Genomic DNA, 24,761 nt, shown 5'->3' with positions numbered 1-24,761 from the left:
CGGGAGCGAGGCGCGACGCCTCGGTCAATGCTCCGACAGCGCGGCGTTGAACGCTGCCTCATCGCCCAGCGCCGAATCGCTGGCCTGGCGGACCCGCGCACCGGGGAAGACCAGGCGGAAGCGCGAGCCCTTGCCGACCTCGCTCTGCACCATCAGCTCGCCGCCGTGGCGCTGCATGACATGCTTGACGATGGACAGCCCCAGGCCGGTGCCGCCGGTCTCGCGCGAGCGGCTGCCGTCGACGCGGTAGAAGCGTTCCGTGAGGCGCGGGATGTGTTCGCGCGCGATGCCCGGGCCCGTGTCGACGACAGCCAGCTCACCGCTGCCATCTTCCAGCAGCCGCCAGGTCACCTCCACGTCGCCGCCGTCGGGCGTGTAGCGCACGGCGTTGGTGACGAGGTTGGCGATGGCGCTGAGCAGTTCGCTCTCGATGCCGGCCAGCTCGACATTGGTGGCCGGCTTGAGACGCAGCGTGTGGCGGCCGGCGGACAGCGCCTCGGCATCGGCCGCGATGCGCTGCAGCAGCCCGTCCAGCCCCACCCAGCGGTCCGGCGCTGGCCGCGGGCTGCCCTCCAGCTGCGACAGCGCCAGCAGGTCGGACACCAGCGTCTGCATGCGCTGGGTCTGCTGCGTCATCAGCGTCAGCACGCGCTCGCGTTCCACGGCAGTCAGCGGCAGCGAGTGCATGGTCTCGATGAAGCCGGACAGCACGGTCAGCGGCGTGCGGATCTCATGCGAGACGTTGGCAACGAAGTCGCGCCGCATGGCCTCGTTGCGCAGCCGCTCGGTGATGTCCAGCGACAGCACCAGGCGCATGCCCTCGCCGTACTCGCGCACGACGATGGACAGCGTGCCGGGGCCGCGGCCGTTGCCCAGCACCAGCGGCTCGGCGTAGCGGCCGGCCTGCAGGTGCGCGACGAAGGCCGGCGCGCGCACGAGGTTGGTGATGCGCTGGCGAAGATCGCGCTGCGGGTCCAGCGAGAAATGATCGGCCGCGACGCGGTTGCACCAGACGATCTGCTCCTGCGCGTCCAGCATCAGCACGCCGTTGGGCGAGGCCTCGATGGCCGACAGGAACTGCTCCAGCTCCAGCTGCCCGCGCGTGACGGCGCGGTCGCGGTCGCGCACGGCGCGCTCGATGCGATAGCCCACCTCGCCCCACAGCCCCGTGTCACGCGGCGCGTTCTCGAACTGGTTGCCGCGCAGCCAGTTCAGCAGCCGATGGCCGCGCACCGCGTCCACCAACATCATCAGCACGACGCCGCTGACGACGCCGAAACCCAGGCCCAGGCTGTCGACGCCGGTGGCCTTGCGGACCGCGACGCCGATGGCGAAACCCAGCAGCGCGGCCACCAGGGCCATCAACAGTCGCGGCAACAACCAGGTCATGTGGCCGAGTGAGTCTCTATGGTTTGCGGGCCGAGCGCCGGGCCGCTCCCAAGCCGGCCCGCTCTGGCGATGTGCTTGCCGGTCGATCCGGCAAGCATCGCCGTCCCCGCGGGGGACCGGCCAAGGTACGCCTTGGACGAGGGGCTCATGCGGACAGCGCGCTGCTCTGCTGCGTCAAACGGTAGCCGGCACCGCGGACCGTCTCGATCATTCGGGCGCACTGCACGCGCTCCAACGCCTCGCGCAGCCGCTTGACGTGGACGTCGATGGTGCGCTCCTCGATGAAGACGTGGTCGCCCCAGACGCGGTCCAGCAGCTGCGAGCGGCTGTGCACGCGCTCGGGGTGCGTCATGAGGAAATGCAGCAGGCGGAACTCGGTCGGGCCCAGCTTGACCTCGGTGCCGTCACGGCTGACGCGGCGCGTGCCCGGGTCCAGCAGCAGCGGGCCCACCTCGACCGCGCTGTCCAGCGCCTCGGGCGCCTTGCGGCGCAGCACGGCGCGGATGCGGGCCAGCAGTTCGTTGGTGGAGAACGGCTTGGTCACGTAGTCGTCGGCACCGGCGTCCAGGCCGGCGATCTTGTCGCCCTCCTCGGCGCGCGCCGTCAGCATGATGACGGGCAGCTCCTTGGTGCGGGCGGCACCGCGCCACTGGCGGGCCAGCGCGACGCCCGACTGGCCGGGCAGCATCCAGTCCAGCACGACGAGGTCGGGCAGCACGCGGTCCACCTCGTACTGCGCCTGCGTGGCGCTGCCGGCGATGGTGACCTCGAAGCCAGCGTGGCGCAGATTGATGGAGATCAGCTCGGCAATCGCCGATTCGTCTTCCACCACAAGGATTCGACTCATTCGTTCGCTCCCTTCAACGGACCATGGTCTCAACAGCCTCGGGCGTGTTGTGGCGCACGTCCTGACCCTTGACGACATAGATGACGACCTCGGCCAGGTTCTTGGCGTGGTCGCCCACGCGCTCGATGGCCTTGGCGACGAACACCAGGTCGATGGACGACGAGATGGTGCGCGGGTCTTCCATCATGTAGGTGATGAGCTTGCGCAGCAGGCCGTCGAATTCCTTGTCGATCTCGTCGTCGTGCTTGAGCACGTCCAGCGCGCGCTCGACGTCCAGCCGGGCGAAGGCGTCCAGTGCCTTGCGCAGCTGAGCGGTCGCCAGCTCGGCCTCGTAGGCCAGGTCGGACATCGGCACGCGCAGGCGGCTGGAGACGCCGCCCGACACCAGGCGCTGCACCGTGCGGGCGATGCGCGCGGCTTCGTCACCGACGCGCTCGAGGTTGGCGATGCTCTTGCTGATCGCGATCAACAGGCGCAGGTCGCGGGCCGTGGGCTGGCGGCGGGCGATGATGGTGGAGAGATCGCGGTCAATCTCGATTTCCATCGAGTTCACGCGGCCTTCGCGGGACAGCACTTCATCGGCGGATTCGGCACTGAAATCGCCCAGGGCCTGCACGGCCTGGGCCACCTGGGCCTCGACGAGGCCGCCCATTTCGAGCACACGGGTGGAGATGCCGCTGAGCTCGGCATCGAACTGGGTGGAGAGATGTTTGTCGACCATTCTGTGCTCCTGGATCAGCCGAAGCGGCCGGTGATGTAGTCCTCGGTGTCCTTGCGCTTGGGCTTCATGAAGAGCTCGGCCGTCGGCCCGAACTCGATCAGGTCACCCAGGTACATGTACGCCGTGTAGTCGGAGCAGCGGGCGGCCTGCTGCATGTTGTGCGTCACGATGGCAACGGTGTAGTCGCTCTTGAGCTCGTGGATGAGCTCTTCGATCTTGCCGGTGGAGATCGGGTCCAGCGCCGAGCAGGGTTCGTCCAGCAGCAGCACCTCGGGCTTGATCGCGATGCCACGGGCGATGCACAGCCGCTGCTGCTGGCCGCCTGAGAGGCCGGCGCCGCTCTGGTTGAGCTTGTCCTTCACCTCGGTCCAGAGGGCCGCCTTCTTCAGCGCCCACTCGACGCGCTCGTCCATCTCCACGCGCGGCAGCGTCTCGAACAGCTTCACGCCGAACGCGATGTTGTCGTAGATGGACATGGGGAACGGCGTGGGCTTCTGGAAGACCATGCCGACCTTGGCGCGGATCAGCGAGACGTCATCCTTGCTGGTCAGGATGTCCTCGCCGTCCAGCAGGATCTGGCCTTCGGCGCGCTGCTCGGGATAGAGCTCGAACATGCGGTTCAACGTGCGCAGCAGCGTGGACTTGCCGCAGCCCGACGGGCCGATGAAGGCGGTGACCTTCTTCTCGGGGATGTCCAGGTTGATGTTCTTCAGCGCGTGGAAGCCGCCGTAGAAGAAGTTCAGGTTGCGCACCGACAGCTTGGCGCGCTCGCCCACGGGCGTTTCGATCTTGGCGTCCATGGTGGGGTCCTCAGTGTTTGTTCTTGAAAAGCACGCGGGCCAGGATGTTCAGCATCAGCACGCCGACCGTGATCAGGAAGACGCCGGCCCAGGCCAGCTTCTGCCAGTTCTCGTAGGGGCTCATCGCGAACTTGAAGATCGTGACCGGCAGGCTGGCCATCGGCGCGCCGAGGTCGCTGGTCCAGAACTGGTTGGACAGCGCCGTGAACAGCAGCGGCGCGGTCTCGCCGGACACACGGGCCAGCGCCAGCAGGATGCCGGTGATGACGCCGGCGCGGGCGGCCTTCAGCGTGATGGAAAGGATGACCTTCCACTTGGGCGTGCCCAGCGCATAGGCTGCCTCGCGCAGCGCGTTGGGCACCAGCGTCAGCATGTTCTCGGTGGTGCGGATGACGACCGGGATGACCAGCAGCGCCAGCGCCAGCGAGCCAGCCAGGCCGGAGAACGTGTGCATGCGCGCCACGACCACGGCGTAGACGAACAGGCCCACCACGATGGACGGCGCCGACAGCAGGATGTCGTTGATGAAGCGCACCGACGCGCCCAGCCAGTTCTTCTGCCCGTACTCGGCCAGGTACACGCCGGCCAGGATGCCGACGGGCGTGCCCACCAGCGTCGCCAGGCCCACCATGACGAAGCTGCCGAACAGCGCATTCGCCAGGCCACCGCCCTCACCCTGCGGTGGTGGCGTCATCTGCGTGAAGGTCGCCAGGTTCAGCCCGCCGATGCCCAGGTAGATGGTTTCGAACAGGATCCAGATCAGCCAGAACACGCCGAACGCCATGGCGCCCAGCGACAACGTCAGCGCGACGGCATTGGTGCGCTTGCGCTTCTTGTGCATCGCCAGGCGGCGAGCGTCGAGGGTTGAGCTCATGAGCGGGCTCCTTCGTTCTTCTTCAGGCGCAGCAGCAGCAGCTTGGAGATGGACAGCACGACGAAGGTGATGAGGAACAGCACGAGGCCGAGGTACATCAGCGACGCCTGGTGCAGGCCTTCGCCGGCTTCGGCGAACTCGTTGGCCAGCGTGGACGTGATGCTGTTGGCGGCCTCGAAGACCGACAGCGAGTTCAGCTGGCTCATGTTGCCGATGACGAAGGTGACCGCCATCGTCTCGCCCAGTGCGCGCCCCAGGCCCAGCATGATGCCGCCCACGACGCCGGTCTTCGTGTAGGGCAGCACGACGCGGGAGACAACCTCCCAGGTCGTCGCGCCCAGCCCGTAGGCCGACTCCTTCAGCATGGGCGGCGTGACCTCGAAGACGTCACGCATCACCGACGCGATGAAGGGAATGATCATGATCGCCAGGATGATGCCGGCCGACAGGATGCCGATGCCCACCGGCGGGCCCGAGAACAGCGCGCCGAGATAAGGCACGCCGCCGAACACGGCCTGCAGCGGCTGCTGCACGAAGGTGGCCAGGATGGGGCCGAATACCAGCAGGCCCCACATGCCGTAGACGATGGACGGCACGGCCGCCAGCAGCTCGATGGCGATGCCCAGAGGGCGCTTGAGCCAGCTGGGCGACAGTTCGGTCAGGAAAATGGCGATGCCGAAGCTGACGGGCACGGCGATGACCAGCGCGATGAACGAGCTGGCCAGCGTGCCATAGATCATCACCAGGCCGCCGAACTTCTCCTGCACCGGGTCCCATTCCGCACTGGTCAGGAAGCCCAGGCCGAAGGCCTTGAGTGCCGGCGCAGCGCCGACAACGAGCGAGCCGATGATGCCGACCATCAGCAGCAAGGTCAGCCAGGCGGCACCTTGCGACAAGGCGGCGAACAAGGTGTCGGCCCAGGGGGCGACGCGGCGGCGCTGGGGTTGAGGGCTCATCGGCGCGGTCTGCGGTTCGCTTCTTCTGTTGATGCCGGCATCGCCGGCTGGAAGGATGGCTGCCAAGGAACCTCCTGCGGGTGGGGTCAGACAAAAACGGGCGCTGTGGACACGCCAAAGCCCGGCACGCGCCGGGCCTGGCTCAGCGCCTCGGGATCACTTGAAGGCGACGGGCTTGCCGGCGCTGTCCTTGATCTGCTCGGTCCATTGCTTGCGCACCAGATCCTTCACGTTGGCGGGCAGCGGCACGTAGTCGAGGTCGTCAGCCATCTTGTCGCCGTTGCCATAGGCCCAGTCGAAGAACTTCAGCGCGGCGCTGGCCTGCGCGGGCTTGTCCTGCGACTTGAACATCAGGATGTACGTCGGGTTGGTCAGCGGCCAGGCAGCCTTGCCGGGCTGATCGGTCGTGATCTGGTAGAAGGTCTTGTTCCAGTCGGCACCGGCGGCGGCGGCCTTGAACGCGTCATCGCTCGGGTTGACCCACTGGCCGTCCTTGTTCTTCAGCTGGACGTAGGTCATCTTGTTCTGCTTCACATAGGCGTACTCGACGTAGCCGATGGAGTTGGGCAGACGCTGCACGAAGGCAGCAACGCCTTCGTTGCCCTTGCCGGCCGTGCCGGCCAGCCACTTGACCGTCGTACCTTCGCCGACCTGGGTCTTCCAGGCTTCGCTGACCTTGGACAGGTAGTTCGTGAAGATGAAGGTGGTGCCGGAGCCGTCGGCACGAGCGACCGGGGCAATGGCCGCGTCGGGCAGCGCCACGCCGGGGTTCAGCGCGGTGATGGCCGCGTCGTTCCACTTCGCGATCTTGCCCAGATAGATGTCGGCCAGCACCGTGCCCGTCAGCTTGATCTGGCCCGGGGCGATGCCCTTGATGTTGACGACCGGCACCACGCCACCGATGACGGTGGGGAACTGCACCAGGCCGTCCTTGGCCAGCTCTTCATCCTTCAGCGGCATGTCGGAGGCGCCGAAATCCACCGTCTTGGCCTTGATCTGGCGGATGCCGGCACCGGAGCCGACGGACTGGTAGTTGATGCGGGCACCGGTGGCCTTGTTGTAAGCGTCGGCCCACTTGGCGTAGATGGGCGCAGGGAAGGTGGCGCCGGCGCCGGTCACGTCCTGGGCGAGGACCGCTTGGGTGCCGACCAAGCCCACGACGAGCGCGAGCGACTTGCTGACCTGGACAAACTTCATCTGAGACACCTTCCGCACAGCGGTTTTGACGATGCCCTGCATCCTAGGGACGGAATGTGACGATTCGGTGACCGTCCTGTCATCCATTTGGGCATTGGAGCGTGACGCGATGCTCATGTGAAGCCCAGGGCAGCCCTTTGTGACACTGTCATTTGAGATTCATGTGACGGTCATATTGGACTCCTAGAGTGCCGCTCGGCCCATTTCTGCCTCCGACGGAGCTTCCGATGACCCGAACCACGACCCTGATCGCCCTGGCCGCCGCGGCCCTGCTGTCCGCCTGCGCCACCACCCCTGCCCCGGCGCCGCTGGCCGACACGCTGGCGCGCGATCCGCAACTCAGCACGTTCAACCGTCTGGCTGCCCAGTCCGGCCTGACCGAGGAACTGCGCGCGGCCGGCCCGATGACCGTCTTCGTGCCCAGCGACGAGGCCTTCAAGGCCGTTCCCGCCAAGACGATGGAAGCCCTGGCCGCCGACCGCGCCCAGCTCAAGGCCGTGCTGAGCAACCATGTCATCGACGGCCGTGTCGCCGCCGCCGACGTCAAGGCAGGCACCGCCAAAAGCCGACAGGGCAGCAACCTGGCGTTGGCCAAGGCCGGCAGCTTCGTGACCGTGGACGAGGCTGTCGTCCAGCAGGCCGATATCGTCGCGACGAACGGCGTCGCGCACGTCGTCGACCGCGTGCTGATCCCGGCGAAGAAGTAAGGCCTCGCCCGACAACGCAAAAGGCCGCCTCGAAGGCGGCCTTTTTTGTCGTGGCGCCATGCGCTCAAGCAGACACGGCGTCCACCAGCCGCTGCGCGCAGCGCTGCGACACGCCGGCATCGGACGCCTCGACCATGATGCGAAGCAGCGGCTCGGTGCCCGAGGCGCGGATCAGGATGCGGCCCTTGTTACCCAGCTCGGCCGTGACGGCGGACTGCTCCTCCGCCAGCCGCGTGCTGCTCTTCCAGTCCTGGCCCGGCTGCAGCCGCACATTGAGCAGGGTCTGCGGGAACAGGTCCACGCCCTGCAACTGCTCCGCCAGGCTGCGGCCACTGCGGCAGACGGACTGCAGCACCAGCAGCGCGCTGACGATGCCGTCACCGGTGGTGTGCTTGTCCAGCGCCAGCAGGTGCCCCGAGCCCTCGCCGCCCAGCTGCCAGCCGCGCGCGGCCAGTTCCTCCAGCACGTAGCGGTCACCGACCTTGGCACGCACGAACTCGACGTCACGCGAACGCAGCGCCAGCTCGACTGCCATGTTGGTCATCAGCGTGCCGACTGCGCCAGGCACGCGCTGGCCCTGGGCCAGTCGGTCCGACACCATCGCGTAGAGCAGCTCGTCGCCGTTGTAGAGGCGACCGCTGCCATCCACCAGTTGCAGGCGGTCGGCATCGCCGTCCAGCGCCACCCCGTAGTCGGCACCGTGCGCCTTGACGGCCTCCACCAGCGCGCCCGGCGACGTCGCGCCGAAGCCGGCATTGATGTTGAAGCCGTCGGGCTTGCAGCCAATGGAGACGACCTCGGCGCCCAGCTCGTGGAAGACGTCCGGCGCGACGTGATAGGCCGCGCCGTGGGCCGCGTCGACGACGATCTTCAGCCCCTTGAGCGTCAGGTCGGAGCCGAAGCTGTTCTTGCAGAACTCGATGTAGCGGCCACGCGCGTCTTCCAGGCGCTTGGCGCGGCCCAGGCTGGCGGAGTCCACCCACTGCGGCGCCTCATCCAGCGCTGCCTCGACGGCCAGCTCCCAGGCGTCGGGCAGCTTCTCGCCCCTGGCGGAGAAGAACTTGATGCCGTTGTCCTGGAATGGGTTGTGCGATGCGCTGATGACGACACCCAGGTCCAGCCGCAGCGCGCGCGTCAGGTAGGCCACGCCAGGCGTGGGCAGCGGGCCGGTCAGCAGCACATTGACGCCGGCGGAGGCGAAGCCGGCCTCCAGCGCCGACTCCAGCATGTAGCCGGAAATGCGCGTGTCCTTGCCGATCAGCACCGTCGGGCGATTGCCCGCCTTGCGCAGCACGCGGCCGACGGCGTGGCCCAGGCGAAGCATGAAGTCCGGCGTGATGGGGGCTTGGCCGACCGTGCCACGAATGCCGTCGGTCCCGAAATACTTGCGGCTCATCGAGCTCTTCCTTTTATGCAATGTCTGGGATTTTCGCCGCATCGACGGCGGCCCACACCTTGACGGCGTCAACCGTGGCGGCGACATCGTGCACACGCACAACACGGGCGCCCGCGGCGACGGCCCTCAGCGCGGCCGCGAGGCTGGCCGGCAGGCGCTGATCGACCGGCCTGCCGGTGATGTCGCCCAGCGTGCGCTTGCGCGACCAGCCCACCAGCAGCGGGTAGCCCAACTCGGCCAGGCGCTGCTGGCCAGCCAGCAGGCTCAGGTTGTGCTCGGCGGACTTGGCAAAACCGTAGCCCGGGTCCAGCGCAATGGCGTCGGCCGGAATGCCGGCCTCCTGCGCAGCCCTGGCACGCTGCACGAGAAACGCACCCACCTCGGCCACGACGTCACCATAGACCGCCAGTTCCATCATCGACGCCGGCTCACCGCGCATGTGCATCAGGCACACGCCCGCACCGCTGCCGGCAACCGCCGCCAGCGCGCCGGGCAACTGCAGCGCCTGCACGTCATTGACGATGTCGGCACTCGCGTCCAGCGCGCGGCGCATGACCTCCGGCTTGTAGGTGTCGACGGAGACCGGCACCCCCAGCGTGACGGCCGCCGCCAGCACCGGCGCGATGCGCGCCCACTCGCTGTCGGCATCGACCCTGGGCGCGCCGGGCCGCGTGGACTCGCCACCGAGGTCGAGGATGTCGGCCCCTTCGGCGACAAGCCGCTCGCAATGCGCGATGGCCGCGCGGCTGTCGTCATGCCGGCCACCGTCGGAGAAGGAATCGGGCGTCACGTTGACGATGCCCATGACCCGGGGGCGAGTCAGGTCAATGCGGAAACGGCGGGTCTGCCAATGCATGTGCGTGGTCGGCAATGAAAAAGGCCCGGTGCGAACCGGGCCCGTCACGTCGGGAGGATCAGGCCGCGGCCGGGGCGCCGTCAGTGCTGACCGGCGGCGTACCGCCGCTCGGGCCGTTGCTGGCCAGCGGCGAACCACCGCCCGGCTCGCGCGGCGGGCGGCCGGCCATGATGTCCAGGATCTGGTCGCGGTCGATGGTTTCCCACTTCATCAGCGCCTCGGTCATCACCTCGACCTTGTCTCGGTTGTCCTCGAGGATCTTCTGCGCGACGGCGTACTGCTCGTCGAGGATGCGGCGGATCTCGCTGTCGACCTTTTGCTGCGTGCTCTCGCTGATGTTGGCCGTCTTGGTCATGCTGCGGCCGAGGAAGACTTCGCCCTCGTTCTCGGCGTAGACCATCGGGCCGAGCGCCTCGCTCATGCCGTAACGCGTGACCATGTCGCGGGCCATGCGGGTGGCTCGCTCGTAGTCGTTGGAGGCGCCGGTGGAGATGTCGTGGACGAACAGGTCCTCGGCGATGCGGCCACCGAACATGATGCTGATGCTGTTGAGCATCTGCTTGAAGTACAGGCTGTGCTGGTCACGCTCAGGCAGCTGCCAGGTCACGCCCAGCGCGCGGCCGCGCGGCATGATGGTGACCTTGTGGACCGGATCGGTGCCGGGCAACAGCTCGGCGACGACGGCGTGCCCGGACTCGTGATAGGCCGTAGCGCGCTTCTCGTCCTCGGTCATGACCATGCTCTTGCGCTCGGGGCCCATGTAGAGCTTGTCTTTGGCGCGCTCGAAGTCGATCATTTCCACGAGGCGGCCGTTGCGGCGGGCGGCGAACAGCGCGGCCTCGTTGACGAGGTTGGCGAGGTCCGCACCGCTCATGCCAGGCGTGCCGCGGGCCAGGATGGACGCGTTGACGTCCTGACCGATGGGCACCTTGCGCATGTGCACGTTCAGGATCTGCTCACGGCCGCGGATGTCCGGCAGCGTGACGTAGACCTGGCGGTCGAAACGGCCCGGGCGCAGCAGGGCGGGGTCAAGAATGTCCGGGCGGTTGGTGGCCGCGATGACGATGACGCCGAGGTTGGTGTCGAAGCCGTCCATCTCGACCAGCATCTGGTTGAGCGTCTGCTCGCGCTCGTCGTTACCGCCGCCCAGGCCGGCGCCACGGTGACGGCCGACGGCGTCGATTTCGTCGATGAAGATGATGCAGGGCGCGCTCTTCTTGGCCTGCTCGAACATGTCGCGCACGCGGGCGGCGCCCACGCCGACGAACATCTCGACGAAGTCGGAGCCCGAGATCGTGAAGAACGGCACCTTGGCCTCGCCGGCGATGGACTTGGCCAGCAGCGTCTTGCCGGTACCCGGGGGGCCGACCATCAGCACGCCACGGGGGATGCGGCCGCCGAGCTTCTGGAACTTCTGCGGATCCTTCAGGAAGTCGACGAGTTCCTTCACCTCTTCCTTGGCCTCGTCGCAACCGGCGACGTCGGCGAAGGTGATGGTGTTGTTGTTCTCGTCCAGCATGCGTGCCTTGGACTTGCCGAAGCTGAACGCGCCGCCCTTGCCGCCGCCCTGCATCTGTCGCATGAAGTAGACCCACACGCCGATCAGCAGCAGCATGGGCGTCCAGTTGATCAGCATGCTGACCAGGAAGCTCTGCTCCTCACGGGGCTTGATGTCGAACTTGACGCCGTTGTTGCGCAGGTCACCCACCAGACCGCGGTCCTGGTAGGTGGCAAGAGTGCGCAGCTTGTTGCCTTCGGTGTCCTCCGCGACGATGTCGCCGGTGATGCCGTCAGGCAGCGTGACGGACTTGATCCGACGTGCCTGGACGAGATCCAGGAACTCGGAATACGTCACCTGCTTGCCAGGCGCCGTCGTGCCGCCGAACTGCTTGACGACCGTGAACAGCACCAGCGCGATCACGATCCAGACGGCGAACTTAGAAAACCATTGATTGTTCACTGCGACTCCTTGGCCCTGATGGCCCAGCGCGGGTTTCAGGACAGTGGGGGCGATTTTAGGGGCGGCAAGGGGGCAACCCCTGTAATCACCGGTTTTTCAATCCGATGCCGACCAAGAATGTCTCGGAAGAGCGTTCCCGCGAGGCCTTGGGCTTCACGACCTTGACCGTCTTGAAGTGGGCTCGGAACAGCTGCACGAGCTCGTTGTAGCCGCTGCCGTGGAAGACCTTGGCCACCAGAGCCCCTTCGGGCTTCAGGTGCTTGCCGGCGAAATCGACCGCCAGCTCGATTAGCAGCGAGATGCGCGCGGCATCGGTCACGGCGATGCCGGACAGATTGGGCGCCATGTCCGACACCACGACGTCCACGGGCCGGCCGGCCAGCGCCTCCTCGAGCTGCGCCAACACCGCGTCTTCCTGGAAATCACCCTGGATGAACTGCACGCCCTCGATGGGCTCGAAATCCAGCAGGTCCAGCGCGATGATGGTGCCGTTGAGCTGCCCCACCGCAGCACCGCCCTGCCCGGCTTCCTTGGGCGCGAACTTGCGCCGCAGGTACTGGCTCCACGCGCCCGGCGTGGCACCCAGGTCCACGACGACCTGGCCCGGGCGGATCAGCTTCAGCTCCTCGTCGATTTCCTTGAGCTTGTAGGCGGCACGGGAGCGGTAGCCGTCCTTCTGCGCCTGCTGCACATAGGGGTCGGACACATGGTTGTTCAACCACGCCTTGTTGACCTTCTTGCTTTTTGTCTGCGTTTTCATGCCTACGGGATAATACGGTGATGCCTCAAATCAATCTCACCCCCGCCCAGCGCAAGGACAAGCGCGCCGACGCCCACCATCTCGACCCCGTCGTGATGATTGGCGGCGACGGCCTCACCCCTGCCGTCGTGAAGGAAACCGACGCCGCGCTGAAGGCCCACGGCCTGATCAAGGTGCGGGTGCTGGGCGACGACCGCGCCGCCCGCGAGGCGATGTTCGTGCAGCTCTGCGACGAGCTGAACGCCGCACCCATCCAGCACATCGGCAAGCTGCTGGTGCTGTGGCGGCCCGTCCCCGAGAAGGTGGTCGCCGAGCGCACGGACGCCAAGCCTGGCCCGCGCGTCGTCAAGATCGTCAAGTTCTCCAAGAGCGGCAATGGCCGACCGCAGGTCACCAAGCTGAACGTGCTGGGCAATCAACGCGTCGCCCAGGGCGGTGAACTCAAGCGCGCCAAGCGACGCCAGACCAGCGTCAAGAAGAACGTCGCTGACTGATCCAGGCCAGGGCCAGCACGGCAAGGCCCTTGATGCCGAAGAACGCCAGCGACGCGCCGTGCAGCGCGCCGAACGACGCCACGCCTGCGCCGGCTCTAGCATCCGCCATCAGCGGCTGCAGACCGTAGTAGCCGGCGATCGTGCAGAACAGCGCAGCGGCAGGCAACAGCAAGCGGGCCGAGAACTGGCTGCCGGCTTGGCCCGCCTCTGCCGCATCACGCGCGATGCGTCGCTCGATCATCATCAACACCAAGCCCAGCACAAGGCTGGCCTGCGCCTCGATGGCAAACACGCGCGCCACGTAGGCGCCCGCCTGCGCCCGCTCCAACACGGCGAACGCGCTCGGTGTCGCGATGAAGGCGACACACAGCAAAAGGCCGCCCCAGAGAGCGGCCAGCAGGCTTTGGAGCCGGTGCAACATCAGACGTAACGGACTTCGATGATCTCGTAGCGGCGCACGCCGCCCGGGGCCTGCACCTCGGCCGTGTCGCCGGCTTCCTTGCCGATCAGCGCGCGCGCGATGGGCGAGCTGATGGAGATACGGCCCAGCTTGATGTCGGCCTCGTCGTCGCCGGTGATCTGGTAGGTCACGGCATTGCCGCTGTCCTCGTCTTCCAGGTCCACGGTGGCGCCGAACACCACGCGGCCGCCGGCATCCAGCGTCGACGGATCGATGATCTGCGCCACCGACAGCTTGCCCTCGACTTCCAGGATGCGGCCTTCGATGAAGCCCTGCTTGTCCTTGGCCGCGTCGTACTCGGCGTTCTCGCTCAGGTCGCCCTGGGCGCGCGCTTCGGCGATGGCCAGGATGACGGCCGGACGCTCCACCGTCTTCAGGCGGTGCAGCTCTTCCTTCAGCGCCTCGGCGCCGCGCTTGGTCAGGGGAATGGTGCTCATAGCTCTATCGGGGTCAGGCAAAAAAGAGACCGCCGCTGCGATCCGGGGAGCCCGGACGGCGGCGGCGGAATCAGTGGTTGCGAAGTTTAGGCGAGTTCGGCGTGCAGCTCTTGCAGGGATTGCACGAGCAGGCCGTCCTGGTGCTTCATGCCTTCCACGGCGGCCTCGCAGCCGGCCATCGTCGTGTAGTAGGTGACGCGGTTGGCCAGGGCAGCCTGGCGGATGTAGCGGCTGTCGGCAATGGCCGTGCGGGTTTCGTCCACGGTCGTGAAGACGAGCTGGATGTCACCACCCTTGAGCGCATCGACGATGTGCGGGCGGCCGTCCTTGATCTTGTTGATCAGCTTGACGGGCACGCCGGCTTCCGAAATGGCCGCGGCCGTGCCCTTGGTCGCCACGATGCCGAAGCCCAGCGCATGCAGATCCTTGGCGATGGCAACCGCACGGGCCTTGTCGCTGTTCTTCACGGTGATCAGCACATTGCCCGAGCGCGGCAGGCGCGAACCGGCGCCGATCTGGCTCTTCAGCATGGCTTCGCCGAAGGTCTTGGCAGCGCCCATCACCTCGCCGGTCGAGCGCATCTCGGGGCTGAGGATGGGGTCCACGCCCGGGAACTTGTTGAACGGGAAAACGGCTTCCTTGACGCTGTAGTACGGCGGCACCACCTCTTGCGGCACACGGCCCTTGCGGTCGCGCTGGTCGGCCAGCTTCTGGCCGGCCATGCAACGGGCGGCAATCTTGGCGAGCTGCTGGCCGGTGGCCTTGGACACATACGGCACCGTGCGCGAGGCGCGCGGGTTCACTTCCAGCACGTAAATCGTGCAGGCCGACAGGCCCTTCGTCACGTCGCCCTGGATGGCGAACTGCACGTTCATCAAGCCCACCACCTTCAGCGCCTTGGCCATGGCGGCCGTCTGGCGGCGCAGCTCGCCCTGCACGTCAGCCGCCAGCGTGTACGGGGGCAGCGAGCAGGCCGAGTCGCCGGAGTGGATGCCGGCCGCTTCGATGTGCTCCATGATGCCGCCAATCATGGTGTCGACGCCGTCGGAGATGCAGTCCACGTCCACCTCGACGGCATCCTGCAGGAAGTGGTCCAGCAGCACCGGCGACTTCTCGGAGACGCGCACCGCTTCGCGCATGTAGCGCTCCAGGTCCTTGTCGCCGTGCACGATTTCCATCGCGCGGCCGCCCAGCACATAGCTGGGGCGCACGACCAGCGGGTAGCCGATCTCGTTGGCCAGCGTCACGGCCTGCTCTTCGGTCCGGGCGGTGCGGTTGGGCGGCTGCTTCAGGCCCAGCTCGTGCAGCAGCTTTTGGAAGCGCTCACGGTCTTCGGCGATGTCGATGGAATCGGGCGTCGTGCCGATGATGGGCACACCAGCGCGCTCCAGGTCCAGCGCCAGCTTCAGCGGCGTCTGGCCGCCGTACTGCACGATGACGCCGACCGGCTTTTCCTTGTCGACGATCTCCAGCACGTCTTCCAGCGTCACGGGCTCGAAGTACAGGCGGTCGGAGGTGTCGTAGTCGGTCGACACGGTCTCCGGGTTGCAGTTGACCATGATGGTCTCGTACCCGTCCTCGCGCATCGCGAGGGCCGCGTGGACGCAGCAGTAGTCGAACTCGATGCCCTGGCCGATGCGGTTCGGCCCCCCACCCAGCACCATGATCTTCTTCTTGTCGGTGGGCTGCGCCTCGCACTCGGCGTCCGCACCTTCGTAGGAGGAGTACATGTACGCCGTCTGCGTGGAGAACTCGGCCGCGCAGGTGTCCACGCGCTTGTAGACCGGGCGCACGGCCAGCGCATGGCGGCGCTCACGCACCGCGTGCTGGTTCGTGCCCAGCAGCTTGGCCAGGCGCTTGTCCGAGAAGCCCTTGGTCTTCAGCAGGCGCAGCTCGGCTTCGGTGAGGGACTCCACCGTGCGGCCCTTCAGCGCGCCTTCGATTTGCACCAGCTGCTCGATCTGCGCCAGGAACCACGGGTCCACCGCGGTTTCTTCGTAGATTTCGTCCAGCGACATGCCCACGCGGAAGGCGTCGGCGAGGAACAGGATGCGCTCGGGGCCGGCTTCGCCGATCTCTTGCACGATCTCTTCACGGTCGGTCGAGCGCTCGGTCAGGCCGTCGATGCCCGTCTCCAGGCCGCGCAGCGCCTTCTGGAACGACTCCTGGAAGGTGCGGCCCATGGCCATCACCTCGCCCACCGACTTCATCTGCGTCGTCAGGCGCGAGTCGGCCATCGGGAATTTCTCGAAGGCGAAGCGCGGGATCTTCGTCACGACGTAGTCGATGCTCGGCTCGAAAGACGCCGGCGTGGCACCGCCGGTGATGTCGTTCTTCAGCTCGTCCAGCGTGTAGCCGACGGCCAGCTTGGCGGCGACCTTGGCGATGGGGAAGCCCGTGGCCTTGGAGGCCAGCGCGGAGGAACGCGACACGCGCGGGTTCATCTCGATGACGACCATGCGGCCGTCCTTCGGGTTGATGGAGAACTGCACGTTGGAGCCGCCGGTGTCCACGCCGATCTCGCGCAGCACGGCCAGCGAGGCGTTGCGCAGCAGCTGGTATTCCTTGTCGGACAGCGTCTGGCTGGGCGCCACGGTGATGGAGTCACCGGTGTGGATGCCCATCGGGTCCAGGTTCTCGATGGAGCAGACGATGATGCAGTTGTCCGCCTTGTCGCGGACCACTTCCATCTCGTATTCCTTCCAGCCGATCAGGCTCTCTTCGATGAGCAGTTCGTTGGTGGGCGAGAGGTCCAGACCGCGCTTGCAGATGGTCTCGAACTCTTCCGGGTTGTAGGCAATGCCGCCGCCCGTGCCGCCCAGCGTGAAGCTGGGACGGATGACCATCGGGAAGCCGCTGCCGCCGATCTCGGCGTGGATCTGTTTCTGCACCGCCCACGCCTCTTCCAGCGAGTGCGCGATGCCCGACTTGGCGGAACCGAGACCGATCTTGGTCATCGCGTCCTTGAACTTCAGGCGGTCCTCAGCCTTCTCGATGGCGACCTCGTTCGCGCCGATCATCTCGACACCGTACTTGGCCAGCACGCCATGCTTGTGCAGGTCCAGCGCGCAGTTCAGCGCGGTCTGGCCGCCCATGGTCGGCAGGACTGCGTCCGGGCGCTCCTTGGCGATGATCTTCTCGACCACCTGCCAGGTGATGGGCTCGATGTAGGTGACGTCCGCCGTGTCCGGGTCCGTCATGATCGTCGCCGGGTTGCTGTTCACCAGGATGACCTTGTAGCCCTCCTCGCGCAGCGCCTTGCAGGCCTGGGCGCCGGAGTAGTCGAACTCGCAGGCCTGGCCGATGATGATCGGGCCGGCGCCGATGATGAGGATGCTCTTGAGGTCTGTACGTTTCGGCATGGCGGTCTGCGCTCTTGGAACTTTTTAGAGGGTGGCCGTGGCCAGCTTGGCCCCGAATCCAACGAAAAGGGCTCCGACGCCGGCATTGGCGGCGCCCGAGAGTCGACGCCGCGCACGGAAGGCCGCCGCAAGGCGGGCGCCGGCAAAGATCAGCGTCGAGAGATAGACAAAGCTCAGCACCTGGATGATGGAACCCAGGATCAGGAAGGTCAGCGCGGGATGCGGGTAGGCCGGATCGACGAACTGAATGAAGAACGACAACAGGAAGGCGATGGCCTTGGGGTTCAGCAGGCTCACCACCAGCGCCTTGCGGAACGGCTGGCTGGCATCGACGGCGCGCGGCGCCTCGGTGGGTGCCTCGCCACGCCAGCTCTTCACGCCACCGCGCAGCAGCTGGAAGCCGAGCCAGGCCAGGTAGGCCGCGCCGACCATCTTCACGACGAAGAAGATTTGCGGGCTGGCCATCAGCAGCGACGCGCCCCCGGCGGCCGCTGCCGTCATCAGCACCGTGTCGCCGACGAACACGCCGCACGCGGCCGTGTAGCCGGCGCGCACGCCGCGCTGCGCAGCCACGGACAGCACGTACAGCGAATTGGGCCCCGGCAGCAGGATGATGAAGATCGCCGCCGCGAGGTAGGTGCCGAGGTCGGTGATGCCGAACATCTGCGTGCCCTCAGGCCTTGGACATCAGGCCGATGAAGCGGTCGAACAGGTAGGCGATGTCGTGCGGGCCGGGGCTGGCTTCCGGGTGACCCTGGAAGCTGAAGGCCGGCTTGTCGGTGCGCGCGATGCCCTGCAGCGTGCCGTCAAACAGGCTGATGTGCGTGGCGCGCAGGTGGGCCGGCAGCGTGTCGGGGTCCACCGCGAAACCGTGGTTCTGGCTGGTGATGCCCACGCGGCCGCTGTCCAGGTCCTTCACCGGGTGGTTGGCGCCGTGGTGGCCGAACTTCATCTTGAAGGTCTTGGCGCCGGAGGCCAGCGCCAGGATCTGGTGACCCAGACAGATGCCGAACACCGGAATGCCGGACTCGATCAGGGTGGCAGTGGCCTGGATGGCGTAGTCGCACGGCTCCGGGTCGCCAGGGCCGTTGGACAGAAAGATGCCGTCCGGGTTCAGCGCGAGCACGTCGGCCGCCGGCGTTTGAGCCGGCACCACGGTGACCTTGCAGCCGCGCTCGGCCAGCATGCGCAGGATGTTGTGCTTGACGCCGAAGTCGTAGGCCACGACATGGAACTTCGGCGCGGTTTGCGCGCCGTAGCCGCTGCCCAGCTTCCATTCGCTCTGGGTCCAGACCTCACGCTCGCTGCGGCTGACGACCTTGGCCAGGTCCAGGCCCGCCATCGACGGCGCGGCCTTGGCTGCCGCCACCGCGGCGTCAATGTGCGCCTGCGTGACCGCTTCGCCTGTTGCCAGGGCCAGGATGCAGCCGTTTTGGGCGCCGGTCGTGCGCAGGATGCGGGTCAGGCGACGCGTGTCCAGGCCCGCGATGGCCACCGTGCCCTGCTCACGCAGGTACGCGTCCAGCGTCTGGTTGGCGCGGAAGTTGGAAGCGCGGACGGGCAGGTCTTTGACCACCAGGCCGGCGGCGTACACCTTGGACGACTCGACGTCTTCCGGGCTCACGCCATAGCTGCCGATGTGCGGGTAGGTCAGCGTGACGATCTGGCGGCAGTAGCTGGGGTCGGTCAGGATTTCCTGGTAGCCCGTCAGCGAGGTGTTGAACACCACCTCACCCACCGTCTGGCCGGTCGCACCGATGGACTGGCCTCGGAACACCGTCCCATCCGCCAGAGCCAGGATTGCTTGAGGGGGATGGAGCAGGTCGGTCAGCACAAAGGGTCTCCGCAAGTGGATCGCGTGCCCAGCATCAACCCATCGAAAGACGGGTCAATTTGTAGAAAACCGAGGGGGTTTTGGCGCCGGGCAGCGTAGGGTTCAGGTAAACCCATCGAGTATAGCCGACCCGGGTTAGTACGGAGGCTTCGTGACCGGTTCGTGACGCCTCAAAGTGCCGCGATGCCGGCCTTGGCGATCTCGGCGTCCTCGCTGGACTTGACGCCGCTGACGCCCACCGCGCCGACGACCTGGCCGTCGACGAGGATGGGCACGCCGCCTTCCAGCGTGCCGTACATGCCGGGCACGCTGAGGAAGGACACCCGGCCGCCGTTGATCATGTCCTCGTAGACCTTGGACTCGCGGCGCCCCAGCGCCGACGTATGCGCCTTGGCCGGCGCGAACATGGCGGAGCTGGGCGAGGCGCCGTCCAGCCGCTGCAGCCAGAGCAGGTGGCCGCCGGCGTCAACGATGGCGATGGACACGGCCCAGCCCTTTTCCAGGGCATGGGCCTCGGCGGCGGCGGCGATGCGCTTGACGTCGGAGAGTTCGAGTTGGGCTTGCTGTTTCATGGCTTGATTTCCGAGGGACAGCCCCCAATGTAGCCCGTCGACACCGCCCTAGAATGCCTGCGGTTTCCCATTCGTCCCTCGGAGGATTCACATGAACGAAAGCCTGCAAACCCAATACGGCTACGCCGCCCCGGGCCTGGCCGCCGACCGTCAGCGCGCGCTGCGCAACACCTACTGGCTGCTGGCCCTGTCCCTCGTGCCGACCGTGCTGGGCGCCTGGATCGGCGTGTCCACCGGCATGTTCAGGACCATGGGCGCCGGCATGAGCGCCATCATCTTCTTCGCCGGCGCATTCGGCCTGATGTTCGTCATCGAGAAGACCAAGGACAGCGCCGCTGGCGTCGCCGCGCTGCTGGCCTTCACTTTCTTCATGGGCCTGATGCTGTCGCGCCTGGTGGGCCACGTGCTGGGCTTCAAGAACGGCACGTCGCTGGTGATGACTGCCTTCGGCGGCACGGCGGCCGTGTTCTTCACGATGGCCAGCCTCGCCACCGTCATCAAGCGCGACCTGTCGTCTTGGGCCAAGTTCCTGGTGGTCGGCGCCGTCATCCTGATGATCGCCGGCATCGCCAACATCTTCCTGCAATCCTCGGCCCTGCTGCTGACGATGCTGGTGCTGTCGCTGGGCATCTTCTCGGCCTTCATGCTGTACGACATCAAGCGCGTCATCGACGGCGGCGAGACCAACTACATCAGCGCCACGCTGGCCATCTACCTGGACATCTACAACGTGTTCCAGAGCCTGCTGTCGCTGCTGGGCATCTTCGGCGGCGACCGCGACTGACGCGCCCTCGCAACCAACGACAAGGCGGCCCGCGGGCCGCCTTTTTCATTTTTTCATCGCCGCCGCGCCTACTTGGCCGGCACGAAGTTGCGCAGCACGAACGGCGCGCTGAGCCACAGGGGCTGGCCGACCTGCCCGATCTGCACCGACAGCGCCACGCTGCCGGCCGGCTGATCCACCTGCGACGTGCCGGTCAGCACGACCGGCTCCAGCTTGTTCGTCAGCACCGCCGAGCCCGACACCACGGCGGTGTACGGCGCCGTGCTGAGCTGCAGCGACACCGGCACGGTGGCCTGCGCCTTGGCGTCGTCCGTGTCCAGCCGCGCCCACAGCAGCACCTGCAGCTTGTCGCCCTTGCGGATGTCACCGGTGATGGGCGCCATGGCGCCGATGTCCCACGGGTTGGCACGCTTGCCCTGCAGGGCTACGCGCAGGCAGGTCTTGCCCGAGGCCTCGCAAGCCACCTGCTGCGTGGACTGCCCGTCACCGTACACCGACCAGGCGCTGACCTTGTTGACGTTGATGAGGTGGTCCAGCGCCGGATCGCTGCTGCGAGCGGCGGCGGGCGCTGCCGCGGCCACCGGGGCGCCGGGCGACGGCACCAGCGCGTTCAGGATGGGCTTGACCCAGCCGTCCGCCTTCATGTCCCAGACGATGAAGTCGGAGTCGAACTGCCAGTAGCTCCAGCCGAAGCCGCGCGCCTCGGCCGCGCGGGCCACCGTCGACGTCCATGCCACGCGTTGCGCCAGCGCCCCGGTCTCCAGCGCGCCGAACTCGCCCAGCAGGATGGGCCGGCCGTGCTTCTGCGCCCAGGCCTTGACCTTGTCGAAGTCCTTGCCGATCTGCTCGCGCTCGACGGCCGTGCCCCAGGTGACGCCCGAGGTGTTCTTGAACTCCTCCACCCAGTGCGCCCCCTGGTGCGTGAACGGGAACGGCGAGTAGTAGTGGAAAGTCACCACCAGGTTGCGGTCGGCCTCGGGCAGCTTGAGGCTGTCGAGGTGGTCCATCGAGTTCCAGAACTTCGGGCCCACGACGACCCGGCGCTTGGGATTCGTCTCGCGGATGATCTGCAGGTTCTCGGCCAGGATGTCGTTCCAGAGCGGATCGGCGGCGCCGTTGGGCTCGTTCAGGATCTCGAAGAGCACGCCGTCCGGCGCATCCTTGTAGCGCGGCGCCACCTGGCGCCAGAAGGCCTTGAGCTTGCTGCGGCAGGTGTCGATGGACTTGGCGCAGTCCATGAAGTTGTGCTGGTCGATGATGACCTGCAGGCCGGCGCTCAGCGACGCAGCCAGCACCTCGTCGAGCTGCTTGAACCAGCTCGCCGGCAACTGGCCTGCGGCGTCCATGTGCTCGAAGGCATGCAGGTTCACCCGCACATGGTCGAAGCCGCCGTCACGGATGGCCTGCAGATGCCGCATCTGGAAGCGCGCCTTGGCGGGCTCCTTCCAGATCGGGTCATAGCCCAGCACGTTCACGCCGCGCTTGAGCGCCTGGGCCGGCAGGGTCACGCCCTGTGCCAGCGCGGTGGACGCCAGGCCGAATGCCAGGCAGGCAGCGCCGAGCAGGCGCGGAAGATGGGTTCGCAACATGGCCAGCCTCTTGTCTCCGTGGAATGGTGCCGGTGCGGCGCTTGCATGGCGCTCGCACTCGGCGGGAAGAACTAAACAAACTTTGTTTGTTTATTGATTCTTCCGTACATCCACACGTCCGCCTCCTCGGGTTGTCCCGAAGAGCAGGCGTCAGGCCAGCATGTTTACTAAAACGTCAACGGTCGAAGACCGCAATGCTCTCCACGTGGGCGGTGTGCGGGAACATGTTCACCGCACTGGCCGCCGTGCAGCGGTAGCCCGCCACGTTGACCAGCAGCCCGGCGTCGCGCGCCAGCGTGGCCGGGTTGCAGCTCACGTAGACGATGCGCTTGGGCGCCACCCAGCCGGGCGCGAGCGACGGGTCCTGGGCGATGTCGGCCACGGCCTTGGCCAGCGCAAACGCGCCTTCCCGCGGCGGGTCGATGAGCCAGCGGTCCGCCGTGCCGTCCAGCGCCAGCAGCTCGGGCGTCATGTCGAACAGATTGCGCGCGACAAAACTCGTCTTGTGCGCCAGCCCGTTGGCCGCGGCGTTCTCGCGCGAGCGCTGCACCAGCGTCTCGCTGCCTTCGATGCCCAGCACCTCGCGCGCCTGCGTGGCCAGCGGCAGCGTGAAGTTGCCGAGGCCGCAGAACCAGTCGATGACGCGGTCGTCCTTCTGCACCGCCAGCAACCGCAGCGCGCGACCCACCAGCGCCGCGTTGATGTGCGGGTTGACCTGGGTGAAGTCGGTCGGCTTGAACGGCATCGTCACGCCGAACTCGGGCAGCCGGTAGGCCAGCTGCGGGCCGCCTTCGTCCAGCAGCTTGACGGTGTCCGGCCCCTTGGGCTGCAGCCACCACTGCACGCCGTGCTGCTCGGCAAACGCACGCAGCAGCGCGATGTCGCCCGCCGGCAGCGGGTTCAGATGGCGCAGCACGAGGGCGATGACCTCGTCACCCATCGCCAGCTCGATCTGCGGCAGCCGGTCACGCTCGGCCATGCGGGAAATGAGCTCGCGCAGCGGCATCAGCAGGTCGCTGACGACCTGGGGCACCACCTTGCAGACCTGCATGTCGGCCACGTAGCGGCTCTTGCGCTCGTGGAAGCCGATCAGCACCACACCCTTCTTCTGCACGTAACGCACCGAGAAGCGCGCGCGGTAGCGGTAGCCCCAGGTCGGGCCCTCGATGGGGCGCAACAGCACCTCGGGCTTGACCTTGCCGAGGTGCCACAGCTGGTCTTCCACGACGCGCTGCTTCACGGCCACCTGCGCGCCGGCCTGCAGGTGCTGCATCTTGCAGCCGCCACAGGCGCCGGCGTGCAGGCCGAAGTGCGGGCAGCCCGGCGTCACGCGCAGCGGGCTTTCCTTCCTGATCTCGGTGAGCTGGCCCTGCTCCCAGTTGTTCTTGCGGCGCGAGATCTGCGCCTTCACGATCTCGCCCGGCAACGCGCCGTCGATGAACACCACCTTGCCTTCGGCGTTGTGCGCCACGCCCTGCGCTTCAAGCTCGATGCTTTCGACCTTGAGCCAATCTGTCGTTTGAGTCATCCCCCGATTATCGGAGGAGGCTGGTTGGCCTCAGTTTTCCGGGCCGAGCGCCGGGCCGCTCCCAAACCGGCCCGTCTGGCGATGTGTTCGCGGCTCGATGCCGCGAGCATCGCCGCCTCCTGGGGGGACCGACCAGACTTGCCGGCGCTCAGCCAGGGCAAGGCTGGGCGAGAGGCTCAAAAGATGCTGTCCCGGTCGACCCCGTGCCGCATCATGTTGCGCTTGAGCTTGGCCAGCGCCTCGATCTGGATCTGGCGGATGCGCTCGCGCGTCAGCTTCAGGCGGATGGCCAGCACGTCCAGCGTCTCGGGCTCGCGGTCCGACAGGCCGTAGCGCCCCGCCAGCACTTCGCGCTCGCGATCGTTCAGGCTGGCCAGGCCATGCTGCAGCAACTCCTCCACCTCGCGCGACAGCCGCAGGCCCATCGGGTCAATGGCCTGATCGTCGGCGACGAGATCGAGCATGGACTCGCCGCCTTCGCCGTTGCGGTCCACGGGCGAATCCAGCGAGCTGGGCAGCTCGGCATAGGCCAGCAGTTCGGCCACCTCGTCGACGGGCCGGCCCAGCGCCTGCGCCACGTCCTCGGCGCGCACGCGGCCTTCCGCGCCCTGCGCGCTCTGCAGCGCCTCCAGCGCGCGGCGCGCCTTCAGCACCTGGTTGAGCTCGCGCACGATGTGCACCGGCAACCGCACGAGGCGGGCCTGGTGCATCAGCGCACGCTCGATGCTCTGGCGAATCCACCAGCTTGAGTAGGTCGAGAAGCGAAAGCCCCGCTCCGGCTCGAACTTGCCGATGGCGTGCATCAGGCCGAGGTTGCCTTCCTCGATGAGGTCGCTCATCGGCAGGCCGCGGCCCAGGTAGTTCTTGGCAATGCTGACGACGAGCCGCAGGTTGTGCTCGATCATGGCCTGGCGGGCGTCGAAATCGCCCGCGCGGGCAGCCACGGCGGTATCGAACTCCTGCTGCGGCGTCAGCAGCGGCGTGCGGCGGATGTCGCGCAGATAGGCCTGCAGCGCATTCCCCAGCTCGACATCCTGGCCACTGCCGTTGCGCAGCACCTGGGCGTCTTCGTCCGGGGCATCGGCGGCGGGCTCGGTGTCGGCGCCGCCGTTCATCGCGAGCATGACGGCCGGCTCGTGGGCCGCGCCGTCATGGCCGTTGTGACCGTTCGTCAGGGAGGGCGCAGCGCGTTTCATGACGTGATCGCTGGCCCAAGGTGCCTGATTCGCTAACGCGTC

Annotated in this window: 23 protein-coding genes; 3 read left to right on the top strand and 20 right to left on the bottom strand. The window is 67.1% G+C overall.

All coding sequences use genetic code 11. The annotated features are described in order from the left end of the window. Positions 1-24: 24 nt before the first annotated feature. From phoR to pstS, 7 genes are all read right to left on the bottom strand, one after another. The gene (gene phoR, locus ACG04Q_RS12895; protein WP_394511327.1) at positions 25-1,389 is read right to left on the bottom strand and encodes a phosphate regulon sensor histidine kinase PhoR; all 1,365 of its coding nucleotides are present in this window, start codon (positions 1,387-1,389) and stop codon (positions 25-27) included. Between the two features lie 145 nt (positions 1,390-1,534). After that, positions 1,535-2,236, bottom strand: coding sequence for a phosphate regulon transcriptional regulator PhoB (phoB, locus tag ACG04Q_RS12890; RefSeq protein WP_394511326.1), 702 nt, complete (start codon positions 2,234-2,236; stop codon positions 1,535-1,537). Positions 2,237-2,249: 13 nt separating this feature from the next. Beyond that, positions 2,250-2,957, bottom strand: a complete 708-nt coding sequence (phoU, locus tag ACG04Q_RS12885) for a phosphate signaling complex protein PhoU (RefSeq protein ID WP_394511325.1) — start codon at positions 2,955-2,957, stop codon at positions 2,250-2,252. A 14-nt stretch (positions 2,958-2,971) separates the two neighbouring features. Beyond that, positions 2,972-3,757: a phosphate ABC transporter ATP-binding protein PstB gene (gene pstB / locus ACG04Q_RS12880; protein ID WP_394511324.1), complete on the bottom strand. Its 786-nt coding sequence runs from the start codon at positions 3,755-3,757 to the stop codon at positions 2,972-2,974. A 10-nt stretch (positions 3,758-3,767) separates the two neighbouring features. Then, entirely contained in the window at positions 3,768-4,631 is an 864-nt protein-coding gene (gene pstA, locus ACG04Q_RS12875; protein ID WP_394511323.1) for a phosphate ABC transporter permease PstA, read from the bottom strand. Then, positions 4,628-5,587, bottom strand: coding sequence for a phosphate ABC transporter permease subunit PstC (gene pstC, locus ACG04Q_RS12870; RefSeq protein WP_394511322.1), 960 nt, complete (start codon positions 5,585-5,587; stop codon positions 4,628-4,630). The genes pstA and pstC overlap by 4 nt, the downstream gene beginning before the upstream one ends. A gap of 156 nt (positions 5,588-5,743) precedes the next feature. Beyond that, positions 5,744-6,784 carry a phosphate ABC transporter substrate-binding protein PstS gene (gene pstS, locus ACG04Q_RS12865; protein WP_394511321.1) on the bottom strand — a complete coding sequence of 347 codons (1,041 nt, stop codon included), beginning with the start codon at positions 6,782-6,784 and terminating at the stop codon, positions 5,744-5,746. A gap of 227 nt (positions 6,785-7,011) precedes the next feature. On the opposite strand from pstS, the gene ACG04Q_RS12860 reads away from it, so the two are divergent. Next, positions 7,012-7,491, top strand: coding sequence for a fasciclin domain-containing protein (locus ACG04Q_RS12860; protein ID WP_394511320.1), 480 nt, complete (start codon positions 7,012-7,014; stop codon positions 7,489-7,491). Between the two features lie 64 nt (positions 7,492-7,555). Here the strand turns inward: ACG04Q_RS12860 and glmM are convergent, their stop codons facing one another. From glmM to ACG04Q_RS12840, 4 genes are all read right to left on the bottom strand, one after another. Further along, entirely contained in the window at positions 7,556-8,887 is a 1,332-nt protein-coding gene (gene glmM / locus ACG04Q_RS12855) for a phosphoglucosamine mutase (RefSeq protein WP_394511319.1), read from the bottom strand. Positions 8,888-8,900: 13 nt separating this feature from the next. Then, positions 8,901-9,743, bottom strand: coding sequence for a dihydropteroate synthase (folP, locus tag ACG04Q_RS12850; protein ID WP_394511318.1), 843 nt, complete (start codon positions 9,741-9,743; stop codon positions 8,901-8,903). A 58-nt stretch (positions 9,744-9,801) separates the two neighbouring features. Continuing rightward, the gene (gene ftsH, locus ACG04Q_RS12845) at positions 9,802-11,703 is read right to left on the bottom strand and encodes an ATP-dependent zinc metalloprotease FtsH (RefSeq protein WP_394511317.1); all 1,902 of its coding nucleotides are present in this window, start codon (positions 11,701-11,703) and stop codon (positions 9,802-9,804) included. A gap of 85 nt (positions 11,704-11,788) precedes the next feature. Beyond that, positions 11,789-12,463 carry an RlmE family RNA methyltransferase gene (locus ACG04Q_RS12840; protein ID WP_394511316.1) on the bottom strand — a complete coding sequence of 225 codons (675 nt, stop codon included), beginning with the start codon at positions 12,461-12,463 and terminating at the stop codon, positions 11,789-11,791. A gap of 20 nt (positions 12,464-12,483) precedes the next feature. On the opposite strand from ACG04Q_RS12840, the gene ACG04Q_RS12835 reads away from it, so the two are divergent. Further along, positions 12,484-12,957 carry a YhbY family RNA-binding protein gene (locus ACG04Q_RS12835; protein WP_394511315.1) on the top strand — a complete coding sequence of 158 codons (474 nt, stop codon included), beginning with the start codon at positions 12,484-12,486 and terminating at the stop codon, positions 12,955-12,957. On the opposite strand, the gene ACG04Q_RS12830 is transcribed toward ACG04Q_RS12835, so the two are convergent. The 6 genes from ACG04Q_RS12830 to ACG04Q_RS12805 form a co-directional block, all read right to left on the bottom strand. Then, complete coding sequence (locus ACG04Q_RS12830; protein WP_394511314.1) at positions 12,935-13,378, bottom strand: DUF4149 domain-containing protein; 444 nt, start codon at positions 13,376-13,378, stop codon at positions 12,935-12,937. The two genes, ACG04Q_RS12835 and ACG04Q_RS12830, sit on opposite strands and share 23 nt — an antisense overlap. After that, positions 13,378-13,854, bottom strand: a complete 477-nt coding sequence (gene greA / locus ACG04Q_RS12825; protein ID WP_394511313.1) for a transcription elongation factor GreA — start codon at positions 13,852-13,854, stop codon at positions 13,378-13,380. The genes ACG04Q_RS12830 and greA overlap by 1 nt, the downstream gene beginning before the upstream one ends. 86 nt (positions 13,855-13,940) lie before the next feature. After that, positions 13,941-17,216 carry a carbamoyl-phosphate synthase large subunit gene (gene carB / locus ACG04Q_RS12820; RefSeq protein ID WP_394511312.1) on the bottom strand — a complete coding sequence of 1,092 codons (3,276 nt, stop codon included), beginning with the start codon at positions 17,214-17,216 and terminating at the stop codon, positions 13,941-13,943. Between the two features lie 24 nt (positions 17,217-17,240). After that, complete coding sequence (gene leuE, locus ACG04Q_RS12815; RefSeq protein WP_394511311.1) at positions 17,241-17,879, bottom strand: leucine efflux protein LeuE; 639 nt, start codon at positions 17,877-17,879, stop codon at positions 17,241-17,243. A gap of 10 nt (positions 17,880-17,889) precedes the next feature. Further along, on the bottom strand, positions 17,890-19,050 hold the full coding sequence (gene carA, locus ACG04Q_RS12810; RefSeq protein WP_394511310.1) for a glutamine-hydrolyzing carbamoyl-phosphate synthase small subunit: 1,161 nt from the start codon (positions 19,048-19,050) through the stop codon (positions 17,890-17,892). 170 nt (positions 19,051-19,220) lie between these two features. Then, entirely contained in the window at positions 19,221-19,622 is a 402-nt protein-coding gene (locus ACG04Q_RS12805) for a GlcG/HbpS family heme-binding protein (protein WP_394511309.1), read from the bottom strand. Between the two features lie 91 nt (positions 19,623-19,713). On the opposite strand from ACG04Q_RS12805, the gene ACG04Q_RS12800 reads away from it, so the two are divergent. Then, entirely contained in the window at positions 19,714-20,406 is a 693-nt protein-coding gene (locus ACG04Q_RS12800; protein WP_394511308.1) for a Bax inhibitor-1/YccA family protein, read from the top strand. 68 nt (positions 20,407-20,474) lie between these two features. On the opposite strand, the gene ACG04Q_RS12795 is transcribed toward ACG04Q_RS12800, so the two are convergent. The 3 genes from ACG04Q_RS12795 to rpoS form a co-directional block, all read right to left on the bottom strand. Then, a complete protein-coding gene (locus ACG04Q_RS12795; protein WP_394511307.1) occupies positions 20,475-21,995 on the bottom strand; it encodes a glycoside hydrolase family 5 protein in 1,521 nt (506 codons plus the stop codon). A 175-nt stretch (positions 21,996-22,170) separates the two neighbouring features. Further along, the gene (gene rlmD, locus ACG04Q_RS12790; protein ID WP_394511306.1) at positions 22,171-23,523 is read right to left on the bottom strand and encodes a 23S rRNA (uracil(1939)-C(5))-methyltransferase RlmD; all 1,353 of its coding nucleotides are present in this window, start codon (positions 23,521-23,523) and stop codon (positions 22,171-22,173) included. Positions 23,524-23,699: 176 nt separating this feature from the next. Further along, a complete protein-coding gene (gene rpoS / locus ACG04Q_RS12785; RefSeq protein WP_394511305.1) occupies positions 23,700-24,719 on the bottom strand; it encodes an RNA polymerase sigma factor RpoS in 1,020 nt (339 codons plus the stop codon). Positions 24,720-24,761 lie beyond the last annotated feature (42 nt).

The organism is Pelomonas lactea (assembly GCF_043555885.1).
Lineage (GTDB): Bacteria > Pseudomonadota > Gammaproteobacteria > Burkholderiales > Burkholderiaceae_C > Pelomonas > Pelomonas lactea.
The sequence above is the reverse complement of the archived record's forward strand: the minus strand, read 5'-3'. Positions and strand labels throughout refer to the sequence as shown.

Excerpts from the sequence above, each read along its gene's own strand:
- phoR (WP_394511327.1), bottom strand. The coding sequence starts at position 1,389 with ATGACCTGGTTGTTGCCGCGACTGTTGATGGCCCTGGTGGCCGCGCTG.
- phoB (WP_394511326.1), bottom strand. The coding sequence starts at position 2,236 with ATGAGTCGAATCCTTGTGGTGGAAGACGAATCGGCGATTGCCGAGCTG.
- phoU (WP_394511325.1), bottom strand. The coding sequence starts at position 2,957 with ATGGTCGACAAACATCTCTCCACCCAGTTCGATGCCGAGCTCAGCGGC.
- pstB (WP_394511324.1), bottom strand. The coding sequence starts at position 3,757 with ATGGACGCCAAGATCGAAACGCCCGTGGGCGAGCGCGCCAAGCTGTCG.
- pstA (WP_394511323.1), bottom strand. The coding sequence starts at position 4,631 with ATGAGCTCAACCCTCGACGCTCGCCGCCTGGCGATGCACAAGAAGCGC.
- pstC (WP_394511322.1), bottom strand. The coding sequence starts at position 5,587 with ATGAGCCCTCAACCCCAGCGCCGCCGCGTCGCCCCCTGGGCCGACACC.
- pstS (WP_394511321.1), bottom strand. The coding sequence starts at position 6,784 with ATGAAGTTTGTCCAGGTCAGCAAGTCGCTCGCGCTCGTCGTGGGCTTG.
- ACG04Q_RS12860 (WP_394511320.1), top strand. The coding sequence starts at position 7,012 with ATGACCCGAACCACGACCCTGATCGCCCTGGCCGCCGCGGCCCTGCTG.
- glmM (WP_394511319.1), bottom strand. The coding sequence starts at position 8,887 with ATGAGCCGCAAGTATTTCGGGACCGACGGCATTCGTGGCACGGTCGGC.
- folP (WP_394511318.1), bottom strand. The coding sequence starts at position 9,743 with ATGCATTGGCAGACCCGCCGTTTCCGCATTGACCTGACTCGCCCCCGG.
- ACG04Q_RS12840 (WP_394511316.1), bottom strand. The coding sequence starts at position 12,463 with ATGAAAACGCAGACAAAAAGCAAGAAGGTCAACAAGGCGTGGTTGAAC.
- ACG04Q_RS12835 (WP_394511315.1), top strand. The coding sequence starts at position 12,484 with ATGCCTCAAATCAATCTCACCCCCGCCCAGCGCAAGGACAAGCGCGCC.
- ACG04Q_RS12830 (WP_394511314.1), bottom strand. The coding sequence starts at position 13,378 with ATGTTGCACCGGCTCCAAAGCCTGCTGGCCGCTCTCTGGGGCGGCCTT.
- greA (WP_394511313.1), bottom strand. The coding sequence starts at position 13,854 with ATGAGCACCATTCCCCTGACCAAGCGCGGCGCCGAGGCGCTGAAGGAA.
- carB (WP_394511312.1), bottom strand. The coding sequence starts at position 17,216 with ATGCCGAAACGTACAGACCTCAAGAGCATCCTCATCATCGGCGCCGGC.
- leuE (WP_394511311.1), bottom strand. The coding sequence starts at position 17,879 with ATGTTCGGCATCACCGACCTCGGCACCTACCTCGCGGCGGCGATCTTC.
- ACG04Q_RS12805 (WP_394511309.1), bottom strand. The coding sequence starts at position 19,622 with ATGAAACAGCAAGCCCAACTCGAACTCTCCGACGTCAAGCGCATCGCC.
- ACG04Q_RS12800 (WP_394511308.1), top strand. The coding sequence starts at position 19,714 with ATGAACGAAAGCCTGCAAACCCAATACGGCTACGCCGCCCCGGGCCTG.
- ACG04Q_RS12795 (WP_394511307.1), bottom strand. The coding sequence starts at position 21,995 with ATGTTGCGAACCCATCTTCCGCGCCTGCTCGGCGCTGCCTGCCTGGCA.
- rlmD (WP_394511306.1), bottom strand. The coding sequence starts at position 23,523 with ATGACTCAAACGACAGATTGGCTCAAGGTCGAAAGCATCGAGCTTGAA.
- rpoS (WP_394511305.1), bottom strand. The coding sequence starts at position 24,719 with ATGAAACGCGCTGCGCCCTCCCTGACGAACGGTCACAACGGCCATGAC.